Here is a 13,898-nt window from a genome sequence, read left to right as displayed (position 1 = left end):
TCAATGATTTTTTACAATTATCGCCCCGTCTTCGCAATTACCTTTGTCTGAAAAACATCAGCATCATGAAAAACATCGGCAAACTGCTTGTCTGTGTTCCGGTATTACTGAATACCGTAGTTCTCACAGCACAGCAAAGCGAAAATCTTCGAACGAACACCCTTGAAAATCAAAACAAAATGAACACTGCGCAAACCGAAAAGAACAAGGAAGTCATCCGTAAACTGTATACGGAATGCCTTAACACGGGAAATTTAGCCCTGCTGGACCAGATCATCTCCGAAGACTATGTTACAGATTACAAGGGCAGGATAGTACACGGCCCGGAAGGATATGCGGTAACCGTCAGGGAAGTGCTGAAAGGTTTTCCGGACATACGGTTTTCCCTGGAGGGGCTGATAGCGGAAGGCAATATGGTCACTGCCCGGTGGAAATCGGAAGGGACACACAAAAATACCTTTTTCGGAGTTCCGGCAAGCGGAAAAAGGGTGGTCAACCGGGCCACAGCCGTTTACGAGCTAAAAAACGGAAAAGTCGTCAAAAACCATGTTTACCCCGACCGCCTGGGAGTATTGCAACAAATAGGGGCCATACCGGAATCAGCGGCATTCGGCAAGTCGAATTAAGCTACGGATTGACTTAAAAAAGGAGAGGTCATGTTTCCTGCAATGGAAATAAGACCTTTCTTTTTTTATCCCTGTATCCCTAAAATGCCTTTACAGTGAAATCAATAGCGATTTCCGGAGGAACCACGTCACGGATAGTTTTAACGGGTGAAACGGATCTGCATACTGCAGAACAAATAACATCAAACCCGTTTACATCCCCATGCACATGTGAATTTCTTTCCAGAAAACTCGTCCTTTCCCGTTTATAAAAAGCCATGAACGAAAAGGGACAAGTTATAGAGATTATTATTTCCGAACTGGATTTTCATCTTATAGAAAGGGTCAGGGAATTGAGGGCAAGGTCCGCCCCTTATATGTCCCAGGTAAAATTATCCCAGAAGCTGGAACTTTCTGAAGGATACATCAGTAAGGTAGAAAACCTGAAACAAAGGGCCAAATACAGCATTAGGATACTGAACAAAATTGCCAAGGCATTCCACCTGGCATCGTATTCGGAGTTGTTTCCCGAAGAAATCCTCCCCCATGATATTGTCCGGATCAGGCTCCGGATGCTTCCCGGTATAAAAAAGGGAAAATTAAGACCCGACGAAAATGGCAACGTACCCAAGGCGTATGAGGTCCTTTCCAAAACACCCCTGAACGAAGAGGAAATGGAGCTCTGGAAGAAAAACAAGCTCAAATACTTCACCAGCATTGCAAAGTGAAATCTCGCGAATTCGAGGTGACGGAAACGGAGAATAAGATTCTTTTACCGGACCCTTCCCTCATCCAAAAAACTCCGGGCATCTTATCCATCCTTCCCGCGTACCGTTTCCGGCAATCCGCCCGTATAATAACTACCGATAACAATCGATTACCTTATTTTTATTTTTTTTGTAAATTCACCTTTTTTCAATTTTATCCTTAAACCATGCTGACCTTCCTTAGCTTTTTATTTTTTACCGCTTTCGTGGCATTTTTCGCAACGTGGAAACTGCGACGTGACAACCTGAAAACACAAGACGGTTATTTTCTCGGCGGGCGTTCGCTTACCGGTATCGTAATTGCGGGCTCGTTGCTGCTCACCAATATTTCTACGGAACACCTGGTAGGGATGAACGGTTCGTCCTATAAAAACGGGGCCATAATCATTGCATGGGAGGTTACTTCCGCCCTGGCCCTGGTCATTGCCGCACTGTATTTTGCTCCGAGATATCTGAAAATGGGACTGACCACCATCCCCGAATTCCTCGAAAAACGGTTTGACGGCATTACCCGGACCATTGTGGCCGCACTGCTCATCATATCGTTTACCGTTACACTTCTCCCTATTGTACTCTATACCGGGGCACTGAACATTGAGGCCATATTCCGTATTTCCGAACTGCTCGATGTAAACAGGTCGCAGGGCATATGGATCACTATCCTGATCGTAGGAGGCATTGGTGCCGTATATGCCATATTCGGCGGACTTAAAATGGTGGCTTATACCGATACCATCAACGGCTTCGGGCTGCTCATCGCCGGATTGCTCGTTCCGGTACTGGCACTCTGGAGCATCGGTAAGGGAAATATCCTGACCGGGCTGACGGAAGTCTTTGAGAACGCTCCTTCCAAATTCAATGTCGTCAGCCGGGAGCCCGGCATAGGCCCCGGGGCACGGTCGGCCATACTTCCTTTTGAAGTACTTTTTACCGGGCTTATGGTCAACCAGCTTTATTTCTGGGCCATGCACCAGTCCATTATCCAGCGGGCCCTCGGAGCCGTCAGTCTCAAAGAGGCGCAAAAGGGACTGCTTTATACCGGGGTCCTTAAAATCCTGATCCCGCTGGTTATCGTACTACCGGGACTTATCGGTTTCTACTATTTCGGAACATCCCTGTATGATGACCCGGATAGTGTATACCCCATGCTGGTCAAAAAAGTTTTGCCGTTCTGGCTTACCGGGTTCTTTGTTGCCGTGATGATGGGAGCCATACTCAGCACTTTTAACAGTGCCCTGAACAGTGCCGCTACCGTCTTTAGCCTGGATCTCTACAAAAGATACATCAACCGGAATACAGGCGAATTAAAACTGGTACGCATGGGAAAGTGGGTGTCGGCCGTACTGGCCGTTTTTGCCATAGGCATTGCCCCTTTCGTGGCCAGTGCCCCCCAGGGGCTTTACCAGTTGCTGCAACAACTCAACGGTATTTTCTTCATCCCCATAGCCAGTGTTATTATTGCCGGGTTCCTCTTCCCCAGGGTATCGGCTACCGGGGCTAAGGCCGGCCTGCTGTTCGGATTGATCTTCTACGTGCTCACCTATTTTGTATTTCGTATAGACCTCCATTTTGTACATATCTGGGGACTGGAATTTTTATTGAATATTTTAATAATGCATTTTGTATCTTTATGGTACCCCAGAACGGATGATTTTGTTATCAAAGACAGCGGCATCCTCAACGTAACGCCCTGGAGATATGCCGCTCCCCTGGGTATCGTACTGATCATCGTCACCGTATCCATATACATCCTGCTGGGAAATGTATAAGTGATTCGTAAAACAGCGCAGAGAAAACACAAAATATAATCACAAAACCACAAGCCGAAGACCATGGAAACTGCAAAAAAAGAATTCCGGAATTACGACAAACTGGATGTAGATGCGGCAGTGCGGCAACATTATAAAAAAATGCGACAGCGCCAGACGCTTGCCTATGTGCAACGGATGAAGAAAAAATACCTCACTTACAACAAGCCCATGAACCTTTGGGATGCCATGGAAAAACTGGATGCCCTCATCGATGTAAGCGACCCGGACCTGGACCTTCCCAATGTGCAGCACCTGATACAATCGGCAGAAGCCATACGTGCCGACAACCGTCCGGACTGGATGCAACTGGTAGGACTCATTCACGACCTGGGCAAGATCATGTATCTCCGGGGATGTGACGAAGACGGTACCAGTCAGGCCGAACAATGGGGACTGGTAGGCGATATTTTTGTTGTGGGTTGTGCCCTTCCCGACACTTGTGTGTACCCGGAATTTAATGCCCTGAACAGTGATATGCAGAATCCCCGTTACAACACCCCGCTGGGCATTTATGAGCCGGCCTGCGGCCTTGACAACCTCACTCTGGCCTGGGGTCACGACGAGTATCTTTACCAGGTGCTCAGCCACCATAAAGACAACAATATACCCAAAGCCGGAATGGTCATGATCCGGTATCATTCCTTCTATCCCTGGCATACCGGAGGAAGTTATTCCGAGCTGCTCAGCGATCAGGATGCACAATACAAGGAATGGGTAAATGATTTCAACCGGTATGATCTCTACACCAAATCAAACAAGGTATACAAACTGGAGGACATCAAGGACTATTACCTCCCCATTGCAGAAAAATACCTGGGTAAAGGGCCTGTTTACTGGTAAAATAACCGCATCGGTTCATTAACTGAATAACGATAACTTATTCTTTCGCATAAAGCAAATGGTCTACCAAAGTGAAGTCTATGCCGAGGTCTTTTTTCAATTCATAGCGGATGAATAGTTCTCCCCAGTGTTTTCCATCTGAAAAGTCGGCGATGATCCAGCGGTGATTTAGCACCTTGATCTTGTTGATCTTCATGGGGCCGTTCATCCCTTCATAGGGCACCAGTGGATTGTCTCCCCTGGTTTCATTTGTCTCCAGGAGTTTATCAGCTATATATTGCGAAGGATTGTCCAGCGAAAACTCATCCAGGTACGACAGGGCCTCCTCGTTGTTTTCCAGTGAAAAGTATTGCAGGTCCAGCTTATCCAGGAGCAGCGTCTGTGAAGAATCGCGGAGCATTTCCGATTCTCCCTGCAACATTTCCACCTCCTTTTGCAGTTCTTCTATCTCGTTCTCTTTGGATGCCAGCATCTTGTCTGAATTCACATAAAGAAACAGGGCCAGGAGTATGGCAAACACGAAGAGGTACATAAAAATCCTGTTTTTCATAGATCTTGTTTTTCGCCTTGCCCTGTTCCGTACCGGCAAGGTGTTCATGAATTGTTTTTGCGGTTCGTCCCCGGCTTTTTATATTCCGGTTTCCCGAAGGTTTACATCCGGTCAGATTTCAATCTGTAAATTATCGTAAGCCAGATGCACGTTTTCCGGCAGTGTCTTCTCAACTTTTTCATGAAACCCGAGCAAATGGCTGATATGTGTAAAATAGGCTTTTTCCGGCTTTATCCTTTCCACCATTTGCAGGGCCTCTTCCAGGTTGAGGTGTGAAGGGTGCGGTTTTATACGCAGTGCATTGACAACCAAGTATTTTACTCCTTTCACTTTTTCGATCTCTTCTTCGGCAATAGTCTTTACATCGGTCAGGTAAGCAAAATCACCAAAGCGAAACCCGAAGACCTGCAGGCGGTTGTGCATGACATTGACGGGGATCACCTCCATATTGCCGAGCTTCAAGGGCCTGCCGTTCACCACTTCGTGTTCCTGAACCCCCGGTGCGCCCGGATATTTGTCCTTTCCGTTTATAAAAATATAGGGGAACCGCCGTCGCAATTCCCCGAGCACCCTTTGATGGGCATAAATGGGGATATCTCCCTGCCGGAAAAAGAACGGCCGGATATCGTCCAGTCCCATGGTGTGGTCGGCATGTTCATGTGTAAACAGAATACCGTCTATACGCGAAACCCCGGCACGAAGCATCTGCTGCCGGAAATCAGGGCCGCAATCCACTACATAACAATAATCCTCCCATTCCACCAGTACCGAAACCCGGAGGCGCTTGTCCCTGGGATCGTCACTGAGGCATACCGGGTGGTCACTTCCTATGATAGGAATTCCCTGTGAAGTACCTGTGCCTAAAAATGTAATTCTCAAACCGGAAATTTTTGGTTTATGTTCTGAAATGTTGTCCGTGAGTGTAACAAATTGCTAAGTTACATAAAAAACCCTGCGGGAAGAGGATTCGGTTTCCGGGCTATCCTTTTTTTGCCACGAACACGCTAATTCTGTCCGGCAGCAGACAAACACAAGCCCCCTGATAGCCCCGATCTTTCCGTACACATCGTGTTTATCTTGCCCGAGGCCCGGTTTTATGTACAGATCCCGTAATTTAAACGCCGGAAATTTATAATTTATTTACCCGGAAAATTAACGATTATTTTTAACTTTGTTCTAAATAAAACGCACACCACATGACAATTGTTTTAAAGGGCGACAAACAGATCGAAAACATTCCTTCCACCAAATCGAAGACACTGAGAATCAATCTGAACGAAGACATTTACGGGACATTCGCAGAGATCGGGGCAGGCCAGGAAACCGTACGGAATTTCTTCCGGGCGGGAGGTGCTTCCGGCACCATAGCAAAAGCCATGAGCGCTTATGATAAGGATTTCAGCGATGCCATTTACGGTCTCGAAGAAGACGGCCGTTATGTTACCCAGTCGCGTTTAAAGAAAATGCTGGACCACGAAACCCGATTGGTGGAAGAGCGTATCTCCCGGAAAAAACACCCCAATAAACTCTTTTTTACCTATGCCAATACGGTAGCTACCATTGATTTCACAAAAAAATATAAAGGCCACGGCTGGGTAGGCATCCGTTTCCAGGCAGATCCCAAAGAAAACTACAACGAGATCATCCTTCACATAAGGTTTCACCAGACCGATGCCCGCCTGCAACAGGAAACCCTGGGCGTATTGGGCGTTAACCTCATTTACGGCGCTTTCTATAAGCACGACAAGCCCAGAAAACTGCTGAAATACCTTTACGACAACATCGACCAGGACACCCTGGAAATAGACATGATCAATTTTTCGGGGCCCAGGTTCCTCCAGGTCGACAACAGGTTAATGAGCCTGCAACTGGTAAAAAACGGGATGACAGAGGCCGTGATGTTCGGTCCGGACGGCAATAATATCCTGCCTGCCGCGCTGCTTTACAAAAAGAACATCCTGGGGCTCCGCGGAAGTTTCCGTCCGGTGACCAAGGTGAACATGACCATGTACAAGCGGGCCTATGAAATGTTCAAGAAAGAAAAAAAGGTCGATCCCAAAAAGACGGAAGTCATCTTCGAAATTACACTGTCTAACCTTAGGGCAGAAGGAAAAATAGACGAACAGGATTTTATGGACAGGGCGGAACTCCTCTGTTCCCTGGGGCAGACCGTAATGATATCCAACTTCCAGGAATACTATAAACTGGTAGAATATTTCTCGCGGTATACCAAGTGCAGGATGGGACTTTCCATGGGGGTCAGCAATCTGGTGGATGTCTTTGATGAAAAATATTATCGTCACCTCAGCGGCGGTATACTCGAAGCCTTCGGCAAACTCTTTTTCAAGGATTTGCGGGTATACCTCTATCCCATGAAAGACCAGGAGAGCGGAGAGATCATGACCAGCGACAACCTCAAGGTACACCCGAGAATGAAGGAACTGTACAAGTTCTTTAAATTCAACGGAAAGGTAGTGGACATTACCGATTTCGACCGCAATACGCTGGACATCTATTCCAGGGAAGTACTGCAAATGATCGCCGGCAACCAGGAGGGATGGGAAGACATGCTTCCCGAAGGTGTGGCCGATCTCATCAAGGAAAAAAAGCTGTTTGGCTATGTTCCGAATAAAAACGAAGCATACGAAGTAGAAGAAAGTAAACCGTAATTTTTAACTTCGTACTTATTGGCCCGCGCCTTTTCACATTATGGAAATACAACTCAAGAAATACCGGTTGGAACTGAAACATACCTTCAGCATTTCCAGGGAATCCCATGATTTCCAGGATACGCTTATTGCCTGTCTTTCCCTCAACGGTAAAACGGGATACGGAGAGGCTACATCCAACCCCTATTACAACATTTCCACGGCTTCCATGACGGAAGAGATAGGCACCATAGAAAACCGCATTGCAGAACTGGAATTTACCGGTCCGGAGGCTTTTCACAAATTCCTTACAAAGCAGGGACTTACCAATTTTTCCATCTGTGCCCTGGACCTGGCGGCTCACGACCTTTACGGCAAACTCCTGGGGCAACCGCTTTACCGTATATGGGGCTATACTGCGGAAAAATATCCTATGACCAACTACACCATCGGGATTGCCACCATTGAAAAGATGGTGGAAAAAATGGAAGAAAAGCCCTGGCCGTTGTACAAAATAAAACTCGGAACAAATCACGATGTGGCTATTGTAAAAGCCCTCCGGGAACATACGGATGCTACTTTCCGGGTCGATGCCAACTGTGCCTGGACCCCGGAAGAGACCATTGAGAATTCGTACCGGCTAAAAGAACTGGGCGTAGAGTTTATAGAACAACCCCTGAAAGCCGATAACTGGGATGGCATGAAAAAGGTGATGGCCAAAAGTGCCCTCCCCGTTATTGCAGACGAAAGCTGTATTGTGGAAAGCGATGTGGAAAAATGCAACAACCACTTTCACGGCATCAACATAAAACTCACCAAATGCGGTGGCCTCACTCCTGCCCTGAGGATGATCGAAAAAGCAAAATCAATGGGACTGAAAGTCATGGTAGGCTGTATGACAGAATCTACCGTGGGAATTTCCGCGATCGCCCAGCTACTGCCTCAACTTGATTATGTGGATATGGACGGGGCCATGCTTTTGAAAAACGATATCGCTACCGGGGTTACGATCGAAGATAACGGAAAAGTAATCTTCCCGAAACAGCCCGGGTCGGGAGTAGCGCTTACAGCATGATATATCATACCGATTATTTTCCCAGCCGTACCGTAAGCAGTAACGGCAAAACCTATCGCTATTTCGGGGGCACGGCCTACCTGGGGCTGGCAACATTACCCGAATTCAGAAACATCCTCATAAACAACATACAGCAATACGGCACGGGGTATGCAGCTTCGAGAAAAGCCAACGTACGCCTCACCATCTACGAAAAGGCAGAAACGGCCATGGCCGATCTTGTAGGAAGCGAGGCCGCCCTGTCCGTATCTTCCGGCTTCCTGGCCGGTCAGCTTGTATTGCGATCCTTTCCAGAAGCATCCTGTACCTTTTTTCACGCCCCGAACACACACCCGGCATTGACACATCCCCGGGGAAAACAATATGCTTCATACGACAAACTCGTGGAGGATGTCCGTAACTTTGCAGCCCGGCACCCGGACAAAACCCCGGTAGTGTTGTGTGACTCCGTTACCCCGGAACAAAACCTCTATGAACACAACTGGTATGAAGAGCTTCCCGCAGACAGGACCGTATTTATCGCCGACGATTCTCATGGCCTGGGCATTATGGGAGCTGAAGGAGCAGGCATACACAAAAAACTGCGGGGAATTCCGTTCAGAGAATTGCTTGTGTGCGGTTCCATGAGCAAGGGATTTGGCATACAGGCGGGTGCTGTTTTCGCCTCAGATGCAATGATCCGCCGGTTATGGAAGCACGATATTTTTGCCGGCGCAAGTCCTGCGTCGCCGGCCATGCTCGCTACTTTCGAACAAGCCCTGCACCTCTATGACAGGCAAAGGGACAGGTTGAGCAACAACCTCTCTGCTTTTGACAAGGGCATATCATATATTAATGTTTTTAACCGTATAAAGGGGCACCCTGCATACGGCTATAACGATGAATCCCTTACCCGCTACCTGCTGGATAAGGGATTTATTACCACGTCATTTCCGTATCCGGATGCGCAGTCTCCCCCGGTACAGCGCATTGTAATATCTGCTTACCATACCGGGGACGACATTGCGGATTTGTGTGACACGCTCCGGAATTATTAATTATTATCCCACCATATCCCGGTCAGCAGATCCACTTCGGGAACATTGTTCCGGTTTCTCAAATATTCCGTATCGGGATAATCGAATCCCCGGATGAACCGGCCGTCCAGCAGCGAATTGTGATTTTCCGGAAGGGTGAAATCCTTGTAGCCGTAATCAAACCTCCGGGCATCGACCCATGACTCGGGATGCAGGAACATGGCAACATATTTTTCCCTGAAAATATCGTCCAGGGTTATTGCCGTACCCACGGCCACGGTTTCATCTTCAGTATAGGCTGTTATATCATCAGAAGCAACTCCCAGTTTACTCATGTTCGCCCGGATACCTTCCAGATAGGCATCATAAGCTTCTGCGGCATTACCTTCACGAAGGCTTGCCTCGGCTTCTATGAACTTTAACTCGGAATAAGATATCACTATTAATGGAGATTCGGTTGAGGAATAAAAGCCCGTGGTGGTCAGGTAACATTCCGCCTGCACAGTTCCGTCGCCTATTCTGCCTGCTCCGTTCACAGTACCCCTGTATATGTCTACGTTATCCTCGGAAAACGATTCTGTAATTAACGGCAGCCGGGGGTCAAAAACACCAAAAGTAGTACCGTTCATGGCATCTATAAGCTGCTCGGAAAGCCATCCTCCCAAAACAAGGTTTTCATTATTCAGGGCAACCTGTGCCCAGGGATTCCTGGTCTGAAACTGTGTGACCTGTGCATCATCGGCATTACTTTCATAAGCATTGTCCAGGGCATCCAATACGGCCGAAGGATCATAACCATCCGTCCCCGAAAGATGATTGAGGTACCGCGCTTTTAAGGCATAGGCCGTCTTTGCCCAGGCCGCTATGTCTCCCCCGTGAATAAAGTCACTATCCGTATCGAGTTCTGCTCCTTCATTGGTTTTTCCGAATTCGGTTATGGCTTCATCGAGCAAAGTAAGTATCGTGGAATACAGCACTTCATCATCGTCATAGGCAGGGGTCAGTGTTTCAAAAGTAAAAGCTTCCGTATAGGGTACGTCTCCCCATACATCGACACTCATTCCGAGATTTGCTGCCATTAGCACCTTGGACACTCCGATGTAATGAGGCGAGTTGGATTCGGCAGCAAGTGTTTCTATATCGTATGTATCGGACATCACTTCATAAATGTTTTCCCAGGCATTGTCGGTATTTATCCTTTCCTGTATATCGGTAGCACTGGCTTCATTCGGCGATGCCAGATATTGGGTATAGTATGAAGTAGTATTCCCCAGCCTGTATGTATTCACAGCGGTCTGGTAGGTCGTATAAGCCAGTAATCCTTTCAGCGGAGGGACTTGTGCCCCGTTAGGATTTTCGTTAATATCCAGATAGTCGTCACAGGCAATGACCGATAAAGACAATGCAGATAATACTATATATATAAATTTCAATTTCATGGTTTTCTCATTAAAAGGTTAAACGTAACGTAGCGGCATAAGATCTGAGTCCCGGAAAGGCACCCAGACCGGAAAAACCGTCGGCATTCCCTATCCTTGCAGAAGTTTCGGGGTCAAACCCGCTATAATCGGTACTTAGCCAGAGATTGGTTCCTGAAAACGATATACTTGCTCTCGTAATGCTCAGTTTCTCAAGAAGTGTTTCCGGAAATCTGTAGGTCAGCGTAACGTTTTTCAACCTCACCCAGGAGGCATCTTCCACAAAGTTCTCTGTAACTGCCCTGTGAACATTCCTGTAAAATCCGTCCCCGTAATCTTCTCCGTCGGGACCTACTCCCTGTCCGAGATATACTTCCTTGGTATTCGGCGAACCGTCGGCAGTCACCCCCTCAAAAACTATCATCTGGTCCCTGTTTGCCGTATAATCCGCTATCCCGAAAGCAGAGAGGAAATTCCCCATGTTATTGAACTTTTCGAATCCCTGCCTGAAATCAAAATTAAATGCCAGGGAAAAATTCCTGTAATTCACCTGGTTCCTGATGTTCATCATCCAGTCCGGTGTAGAATTGCCCAGGACTTTCTGCTCCCTATCTATGACGGGGAAACCATCTTCTCCTATGAGTATAGGAAGGTCTTTATCTCTTGTTATTATGATTTCCTGACCTTCCGGATCTCGATAATATCTGGCATAACTGGTACCGAGAATGTTACCATAAGCCAATCCGGCATAGAGTACCTGTGAAGCCGAACTCCCTGCATAACCGAATTCACTGTCCAGAAAAACGCTTTCTATACCTTCTTTCAGGGCTACGATCTTATTGCTGTTACTGGAGAAATTCACCCCGACATTCCATGAAAAGTCCGTGCTTTGCACCGGGGTGGCGTTCAGCATGATCTCCCAGCCCGTATTTTCAATTTCTCCGGCATTGGTCGTATACCCTTTATACCCCGTAGTATATGACAACGGAATACCTATAATCTGGTCTTTGGCATTCGATTTATACCAGGACACATCCAGGCTTAACCTGTTATCCAAAAACCGAAGTTCGGTACCAAATTCTATTTCGGTGGTTATTTCCGATCGCAAACCCGGGTCTGCCTTGTTTTCCGGGCGTGTCCACCCTGTTACTTCATCAATGGGGAAATCATCATCGTCGGACTCATATACATCCGAAGTAAGGTAGGCTGTCTGGGGGTCCTTACCTATCTGCGCCCAGGAAGCTCTTATTTTACCGTAGTTCAACCAATGCGGTGCGTTCAGATTCTCGGTAAAGATATAACTCGTACTTACGGAAGGATAATTAAACGACCTGTTTCCCTCAGGCAATGTAGAGGCCCAGTCGTTCCGGTCGGTAAAAGTAAGGTAGAGAAAATCCTTATAAGAAAGTCCTACTTCTCCATAAATACCTATGAGCCTGTATTTTGAAATATATTGTGAAGTCGTAATATTTGAAGCATTACTCAGGTGAAAAAAGTTCCACACATCCAATTCCTCACCCCTGGTATTTACGCGATCATACTGGCGTTGAAAAACGTCCCATCCGGCCCGTACGGTAAGCGTAAAATCCTCACTCAGGTCTTTGATATAGGAAGCCATCAGGTTGGAAGTAAGGTCCTCACTGATAATCCTCGTCTCTTCAATATAGCCCAGCTCATTGTTTTCATAAATGTTTTCATCTGCCACATCGTCTCTCGGGGCAGGCGCCGTAGCCGTACGGCTATCGTTATAATAGTCTATCCCGAACCTGTAACTTATATCCAATCCTTCTATCGGCGTATAGTTAAAGCCCAGGTTACCGATCAAACGGTTCACATCGTCCACAAACCTGTTGGTTTTATTACCGTAAATGGGGTTATTTCCTACTCTTCCTTCGTTCCGGTACCCCTTCATCGTTCCGTTTTCAAACTCATAATCGTTTACATCGACCCGCGGAGCCCAATAGATCAATCTCGTATTAAACCTGTCAACATCGACCCGTGCACCTCCGGAATTGATAAAATTGGCCGAACCGGTTATTTTTATCTTATCTGAAAGCTGCAGATTGCCGGAGAGTTTGGCCGATATCTTTCCGTAATCGGAAAAAGGGATCACCCCTTCCTGGTCAAATTTGGAAAGTGCCGCGTAAAAGGTCGATTTTTCCGAACCGCCGGAAGCACTGAAGTGAATATTGGTGGAATACCCGTTTTTATACGCATTTTTGTAATTGTTAAACAGATCCGGGTGGGACGGGTCAATGCTCCTGGCTTCTTCGACACTCGCTCCCCAGGTAGGCCAGAAACTGTTAGGGTCATACTCCCCTTTCCATCCCTGGGTATATGTTTTCTGGGTTTTCGGAAATTTATTGACTTCATCAAAAGAGGTGGAAGCGGAAATATTGAATTCCGTCTGCCCTGCTTTTCCTTTCCGGGTCGTGATAACAACTACCCCGTTGGCACCCCTTACACCGTATAGTGCAGTAGCGGCACCCCCTTTCAGGACGGAGATATTTTCCACATCTTCCATATTGATATCCGCGGCCCTGTTTGTCATTCCCCTGCTTCCTCCGCCTCCTACGGTGTAAGAATCATTGCTGATGGGAATCCCGTCAATGACAAACAAAGGCTGGTTTTCCGCATCCGGGTCCAGTGAATTCACCCCTCTCAGGATGATCCTCGCTCCCTGTCCGGGGGCACCGCCCTGTGTGGATATCTGCGCCCCCGCAATTTTACCGCTCATGGCACTCACTACATTCGATTCCGGGACATCCAGCAGTTGTTCGGAATTCAGTTGCTGGGAGGCATATCCCAGCGCCTTTTTCTCCCGCTCTATCCCGAGGGCCGTAACCACTACCTCATCCAGGGCCTGGGTGTCTTCTTCCATGACAATGTCGATGACGTCGGTATCCCCTACGGTTCGTGTTACAGTGATCATGCCAATATAGGAGAATTGCAAGACATCACCTTCAGAGGCATTAATGGTATAATGCCCGTCAAAATCGGAGGTTGTCCCTGTGGTCGAGCCCATTATTACGATGCTCACACCCGGGAGGGGCGTATTCTGTACATCTGTTATGGTCCCCGTTATTTGGGCATAACCTGCAATACAAAAAAAAGTACACGCCATAAGCGTGGTCAGCAGTAGTTTTTTCATGTGTTAGTTCAGTTTTG

11 protein-coding genes are annotated in these 13,898 nt (G+C 47.3%); 7 read left to right on the top strand and 4 right to left on the bottom strand.

Annotated elements, in window-relative coordinates:
- Nucleotides 1-65: 65 nt before the first annotated feature.
- The 4 genes from LS482_RS15600 to LS482_RS15585 all read left to right on the top strand — a co-directional run bounded on the left by LS482_RS15600 (nt 66) and on the right by LS482_RS15585 (nt 4,023).
- On the top strand, nt 66-626 hold the full coding sequence (locus LS482_RS15600; protein WP_233028440.1) for an ester cyclase: 561 nt from the start codon (nt 66-68) through the stop codon (nt 624-626).
- A gap of 257 nt (nt 627-883) precedes the next feature.
- Complete coding sequence (locus LS482_RS15595) at nt 884-1,333, top strand: helix-turn-helix domain-containing protein (RefSeq protein ID WP_233028439.1); 450 nt, start codon at nt 884-886, stop codon at nt 1,331-1,333.
- A 206-nt stretch (nt 1,334-1,539) separates the two neighbouring features.
- Nucleotides 1,540-3,141, top strand: coding sequence for a solute:sodium symporter family transporter (locus LS482_RS15590; RefSeq protein WP_233028438.1), 1,602 nt, complete (start codon nt 1,540-1,542; stop codon nt 3,139-3,141).
- 63 nt (nt 3,142-3,204) lie between these two features.
- Entirely contained in the window at nt 3,205-4,023 is an 819-nt protein-coding gene (locus LS482_RS15585) for an inositol oxygenase family protein (RefSeq protein ID WP_233028437.1), read from the top strand.
- Nucleotides 4,024-4,060: 37 nt separating this feature from the next.
- Here LS482_RS15585 and LS482_RS15580 read toward each other — a convergent pair whose 3' ends face one another.
- Entirely contained in the window at nt 4,061-4,573 is a 513-nt protein-coding gene (locus tag LS482_RS15580; RefSeq protein ID WP_233028436.1) for a hydrolase, read from the bottom strand.
- 111 nt (nt 4,574-4,684) lie between these two features.
- On the bottom strand, nt 4,685-5,452 hold the full coding sequence (locus LS482_RS15575) for an MBL fold metallo-hydrolase (protein ID WP_233028435.1): 768 nt from the start codon (nt 5,450-5,452) through the stop codon (nt 4,685-4,687).
- Nucleotides 5,453-5,769: 317 nt separating this feature from the next.
- Here LS482_RS15575 and LS482_RS15570 point away from each other — a divergent pair, with 317 nt between their 5' ends.
- From LS482_RS15570 to LS482_RS15560, 3 genes are read left to right on the top strand one after another with little or no spacing between them, the layout of a single operon-like run.
- Nucleotides 5,770-7,242, top strand: a complete 1,473-nt coding sequence (locus LS482_RS15570) for a nucleotidyl transferase family protein (protein ID WP_233028434.1) — start codon at nt 5,770-5,772, stop codon at nt 7,240-7,242.
- A 40-nt stretch (nt 7,243-7,282) separates the two neighbouring features.
- Nucleotides 7,283-8,296 (top strand): dipeptide epimerase, encoded by a 1,014-nt coding sequence (locus LS482_RS15565; protein ID WP_233028433.1) that lies wholly within the window; start codon nt 7,283-7,285, stop codon nt 8,294-8,296.
- Nucleotides 8,293-9,333, top strand: coding sequence for an aminotransferase class I/II-fold pyridoxal phosphate-dependent enzyme (locus LS482_RS15560; protein ID WP_233028432.1), 1,041 nt, complete (start codon nt 8,293-8,295; stop codon nt 9,331-9,333). The genes LS482_RS15565 and LS482_RS15560 overlap by 4 nt, the downstream gene beginning before the upstream one ends.
- Here LS482_RS15560 and LS482_RS15555 read toward each other — a convergent pair.
- Both LS482_RS15555 and LS482_RS15550 read right to left on the bottom strand, forming a co-directional pair.
- Complete coding sequence (locus LS482_RS15555; RefSeq protein ID WP_233028431.1) at nt 9,330-10,751, bottom strand: SusD/RagB family nutrient-binding outer membrane lipoprotein; 1,422 nt, start codon at nt 10,749-10,751, stop codon at nt 9,330-9,332. The two genes, LS482_RS15560 and LS482_RS15555, sit on opposite strands and share 4 nt — an antisense overlap.
- A gap of 10 nt (nt 10,752-10,761) precedes the next feature.
- Nucleotides 10,762-13,881 (bottom strand): SusC/RagA family TonB-linked outer membrane protein, encoded by a 3,120-nt coding sequence (locus LS482_RS15550; RefSeq protein WP_233028430.1) that lies wholly within the window; start codon nt 13,879-13,881, stop codon nt 10,762-10,764.
- Nucleotides 13,882-13,898 lie beyond the last annotated feature (17 nt).

This window comes from Sinomicrobium kalidii (genome assembly GCF_021183825.1).
GTDB classification, from domain to species: Bacteria; Bacteroidota; Bacteroidia; order Flavobacteriales; family Flavobacteriaceae; genus Sinomicrobium; species Sinomicrobium kalidii.
The sequence above is the reverse complement of the archived record's forward strand: the minus strand, read 5'-3'. Positions and strand labels throughout refer to the sequence as shown.

What these genes read in the sequence shown, in the direction of transcription:
- LS482_RS15600 (WP_233028440.1), top strand. Translation starts at nt 66, where the DNA reads ATGAAAAACATCGGCAAACTGCTTGTCTGTGTTCCGGTATTACTGAAT.
- LS482_RS15595 (WP_233028439.1), top strand. Translation starts at nt 884, where the DNA reads ATGAACGAAAAGGGACAAGTTATAGAGATTATTATTTCCGAACTGGAT.
- LS482_RS15590 (WP_233028438.1), top strand. Translation starts at nt 1,540, where the DNA reads ATGCTGACCTTCCTTAGCTTTTTATTTTTTACCGCTTTCGTGGCATTT.
- LS482_RS15585 (WP_233028437.1), top strand. Translation starts at nt 3,205, where the DNA reads ATGGAAACTGCAAAAAAAGAATTCCGGAATTACGACAAACTGGATGTA.
- LS482_RS15580 (WP_233028436.1), bottom strand. Translation starts at nt 4,573, where the DNA reads ATGAAAAACAGGATTTTTATGTACCTCTTCGTGTTTGCCATACTCCTG.
- LS482_RS15570 (WP_233028434.1), top strand. Translation starts at nt 5,770, where the DNA reads ATGACAATTGTTTTAAAGGGCGACAAACAGATCGAAAACATTCCTTCC.
- LS482_RS15565 (WP_233028433.1), top strand. Translation starts at nt 7,283, where the DNA reads ATGGAAATACAACTCAAGAAATACCGGTTGGAACTGAAACATACCTTC.
- LS482_RS15560 (WP_233028432.1), top strand. Translation starts at nt 8,293, where the DNA reads ATGATATATCATACCGATTATTTTCCCAGCCGTACCGTAAGCAGTAAC.
- LS482_RS15555 (WP_233028431.1), bottom strand. Translation starts at nt 10,751, where the DNA reads ATGAAATTGAAATTTATATATATAGTATTATCTGCATTGTCTTTATCG.
- LS482_RS15550 (WP_233028430.1), bottom strand. Translation starts at nt 13,881, where the DNA reads ATGAAAAAACTACTGCTGACCACGCTTATGGCGTGTACTTTTTTTTGT.